This is a genomic window from Clostridium sp. CTA-19 (assembly GCF_054767855.1).
In genome coordinates this window covers 1-416 of record NZ_BAAABH010000106.1, presented here as the reverse complement: position 1 = coordinate 416, position 416 = coordinate 1, and the positions used below count along the sequence as shown (strand labels likewise).

The following is a 416-nucleotide window of genomic DNA, read 5'->3' as shown; positions in this document are numbered from 1 at the left end:
ACCTACTTAATTATATTAAGTACCATATGCTGAATACATAGGTATATGGGGGTAAACCCGGGGAACTGAAACATCTAAGTACCCGGAGGAAGAGAAAGAAACATCGATTTCCTAAGTAGCGGCGAGCGAAAGGGAAAGAGCCCAAACCAAAGCCTTTGGCTTTGGGGTTGTGGACAGAACATAAAAGTGTGAAATTTTTAGTTGAAGATAGCTGGAAAGCTACTCCGTAGAAGGTAATAGACCTGTAAGCAAAAGGAATTAAGCATAAGTTCTGATCCAGAGTACCACGAGACACGTGAAACCTTGTGGGAAGCAGGGAGGACCACCTCCCAAGGCTAAATACTACCTAGTGACCGATAGTGAAGCAGTACCGTGAGGGAAAGGTGAAAAGAACCCCGGAAGGGGAGTGAAATAGA

Annotated in this window: 1 rRNA gene; it reads left to right on the top strand. The window is 44.5% G+C overall.

Annotated features, from left to right (window positions below):
• Nucleotides 1–416 (top strand): 23S ribosomal RNA (locus tag ACYUE0_RS17860); the annotation flags it as partial.